Source organism: Streptomyces sp. NPDC054849 (assembly GCF_053610945.1).
This window is the reverse complement of the sequence record NZ_JBSGZI010000192.1, coordinates 1-3,206: the sequence shown is the minus strand read 5'-3', so window position 1 is coordinate 3,206 and position 3,206 is coordinate 1. Positions and strand designations below refer to the sequence as shown.

Sequence of the window (3,206 nt, the reverse complement as noted above, 5' to 3'; positions counted from 1 at the left end):
GGACTACATGAACGAGCGCTACGGCAGCCCCGTCGGCGCCTGGAACTTCTGGTCCGCCAACCACTGGTACTAAGCCACCAGCAGCACGGCAGCAGCGCAGTGATGCAGTAACGCAGCAGACATACGAAGGCCCCGGCGGCCGACCTCCCCAGGTCCGGCCACCGGGGCCTTCTGCATCCCATCCCAAGGGGTTCAGAGGCGCCCGCCCACGGAACTCACCGAGCCCCCAGGGCTCACAGGGCTCACAGGGCTCACAGGCGCTGGATGATCGTGCCGGTCGCCAGCGCGCCGCCGGCGCACATGGTGATCAGCGCGAACTCCTTGTCACGCCGTTCCAGCTCGTGCAGCGCGGTGGTGATCAGCCGGGCGCCGGTGGCGCCGACGGGGTGGCCGAGCGCGATGCCGCCGCCGTTGACGTTGACCTTCTCCAGGTCCTGGCCGAAGACCTGGGCCCAGCTGAGGACGACGGAGGCGAAGGCCTCGTTGATCTCGACGAGGTCGATGTCCCCGAGGGACATCCCGGCCTTGCCGAGCACCGCCCGGGTCGCGTCGATCGGCCCGTCCAGGTGGTAGTGCGGGTCGGCGCCGACGAGCGTCTGGGCGACGATCCGGGCGCGCGGCTTGAGCTTGAGCGCGCGGGCCATCTTGCGTGAGGCCCACATCACGGCGGCGGCACCGTCGGAGATCTGCGAGGAGTTGCCGGCGGTGTGCACGGCGGTCGGCATGACCGGCTTGAGCCGGGCCAGCGCCTCCATGCTGGTGTCGCGCAGACCCTCGTCCCGGTCGACCAGGCGCCACATGCCCTGTCCGGCGGCCTGTTCCTCCTCCGTGGTGGGCACCTGGACGGCGAACGTCTCGCGCTTGAACCGCTCCTCCGCCCAGGCGGCCGCGGCCCGCTCCTGTGAGAGCAGGCCCAGCCTGTCGACGTCCTCGCGGCCGAGGCCCCGGTGGCGGGCGATCCGCTCGGCGGCCTCGAACTGGTTCGGGAGGTCCACGTTCCACTCGTCCGGGAAGGGTTTGCCCGGGCCGTGCTTGGATCCGGAGCCCAGCGGCACGCGGCTCATGGCCTCGACGCCGCAGGCGATGCCGATGTCCATGACCCCGCCGGAGATCATGTTGGCGACCATGTGGTTGGCCTGCTGCGAGCTGCCGCACTGACAGTCCACGGTCGTGGCGGCGGTCTCGTACGGGAGTCCCATGGCGAGCCAGGCGTTGCGGGCGGGGTTCATCGACTGCTCGCCGGCGTGGGTGACGGTGCCGCCGACGATCTGCTCGACGCAGTCGGGCTGGATTCCGGTACGGGCCAGCAGTTCACGGTAGGTCTCGCCGAGCAGGTAGGCGGGATGGAGGTTGGCGAGCGCGCCCCCGCGCTTGCCGATGGGAGTGCGTACGGCTTCGACGATGACGGGTTCCGCGGCCATGAGCTCGTCCTCTCCTGCACTGCGCAACGCGGCGGGCCGTCCCGGCGCCCCGCCCGAACTAGTACGCGTTCTAGTTCTATCCGCAGTCTTATGACCTGGGGCCCCGGCACGCAAGGGTCTTGCACGCGGCCTGCACGGATTCCACACGCAACAGTTGACGCTCCGACCCTTGTCACTTCCAGAACTCGTTACTACCTTCAAGCCAACTTCTGATGGTCCGTCAGACTTTGGAGTTGCCCGATGTCCTGCCCCGCGCTGCCCGACGGTTTCGACGCCACCGACCCCGACCTGCTCCAAAGCCGGGTCCCCCACCCCGAATTCGCCAAGCTGCGGCAGAGCGCACCGGTGTGGTGGTGTCCGCAGCGGCGGGGCATCACCGGCTTCGACGACGAGGGCTACTGGGTCGTGACCCGGCACGCGGACGTCAAGTACGTCTCCACGCACCCGGAACTCTTCTCCTCCACCACCAACACGGCCATCATCCGCTTCAACGAGCACATCCAGCGCGATGCAATAGATGCCCAGCGCCTGATCATGCTGAACATGGATCCGCCGGAACACACGCGCGTACGCCAGATCGTGCAGCGCGGTTTCACCCCGCGGGCCATCCGCGGGCTGGAGGCGGCCCTCCGGGACCGGGCCCGGAAGATCGTCGAGGAGGCGTCGGCGGCAGCGGCCGACGGCAGCTTCGACTTCGTCACGCAGGTGGCGTGCGAGCTTCCGCTGCAGGCCATCGCCGAACTGATCGGCGTACCGCAGAAGGACCGCTCCAAGATCTTCGACTGGTCGAACAAGATGATCGCCTACGACGACCCGGAGTACGCGATCACCGAGGAGGTCGGCGCCAACGCGGCGATGGAACTCATCGGCTACGCGATGAACCTCTCCGCCGAGCGCAAGGAGTGCCCGGCCAAGGACATCGTCACCCAACTCGTCGCGGCGGAGGGCCAGGGCAACCTCGGCTCGGACGAGTTCGGCTTCTTCGTTCTCCTCCTCGCGGTCGCGGGCAACGAGACCACGCGCAACGCCATCAGTCACGGCATGCACGCCTTCCTGACCCACCCCGAGCAGTGGGAGCGCTACAAGGCGACCCGGCCGTCGACCACCGCGGAGGAGATCGTGCGCTGGGCCACCCCGGTGGTCTCCTTCCAGCGCACCGCCACGCAGGACACCGAACTCGGCGGCCAGAAGATCAAGGCGGGCGACCGGGTGGGGCTGTTCTACTCCTCCGCCAACCACGACCCCGAAGTCTTCGAGAACCCGGACGTCTTCGACATCACCCGCGACCCGAACCCGCACCTGGGCTTCGGCGGCGGCGGCCCGCACTTCTGTCTCGGCAAATCCCTGGCCATCATGGAGATCGACCTGATCTTCAACGCCCTGGCCGATGCCCTGCCCGACCTGCGCCTGACCGGCGAAGACCCGCGCCGGCTCCGCGCGGCCTGGCTCAACGGCATCAAGGAACTCCGCGTCAGCCACGCCTGACCACCCCACCACCATCAACAGCCTCGCCGGCGTTTGAGGCGCGGGTCCCGGGGCGGAACCCCACACCTCCAGCCCCGCCACCCCCTCCAGCCCCGCCGCACCCTCCAGCCCCGCCGGCGTTTTGAGGCGCGGGGTCCAGGGCGGAGCCCCGCACCTCCAGCCCCGCCGGCGCTTGAGGCGCAGGGCCCGGCGCGGAAGCCCGGCAGCCGGCCAGCACCCGTTCGAGTGGCGGCCCGGCGCCAGCCAGGCGATCCTGACTGACAGCGGCGATCCAGCCGAAGGGGCGCCGGGGCACAGGAT

The 3,206-nt window shown here is 69.5% G+C and carries 2 protein-coding genes; one reads left to right on the top strand and one right to left on the bottom strand.

Annotated elements, in window-relative coordinates:
• Positions 1-251: 251 nt before the first annotated feature.
• Positions 252-1,421, bottom strand: coding sequence for a steroid 3-ketoacyl-CoA thiolase (locus tag ACWGIF_RS37800; RefSeq protein WP_453504386.1), 1,170 nt, complete (start codon positions 1,419-1,421; stop codon positions 252-254).
• Positions 1,422-1,661: 240 nt separating this feature from the next.
• Between ACWGIF_RS37800 and ACWGIF_RS37795 the strand changes: the two genes are divergently transcribed.
• Positions 1,662-2,906: a cytochrome P450 gene (locus tag ACWGIF_RS37795; RefSeq protein WP_453504384.1), complete on the top strand. Its 1,245-nt coding sequence runs from the start codon at positions 1,662-1,664 to the stop codon at positions 2,904-2,906.
• Positions 2,907-3,206 lie beyond the last annotated feature (300 nt).

Excerpts from the sequence above, each read along its gene's own strand:
- ACWGIF_RS37800 (WP_453504386.1), bottom strand. The coding sequence starts at position 1,421 with ATGGCCGCGGAACCCGTCATCGTCGAAGCCGTACGCACTCCCATCGGC.
- ACWGIF_RS37795 (WP_453504384.1), top strand. The coding sequence starts at position 1,662 with ATGTCCTGCCCCGCGCTGCCCGACGGTTTCGACGCCACCGACCCCGAC.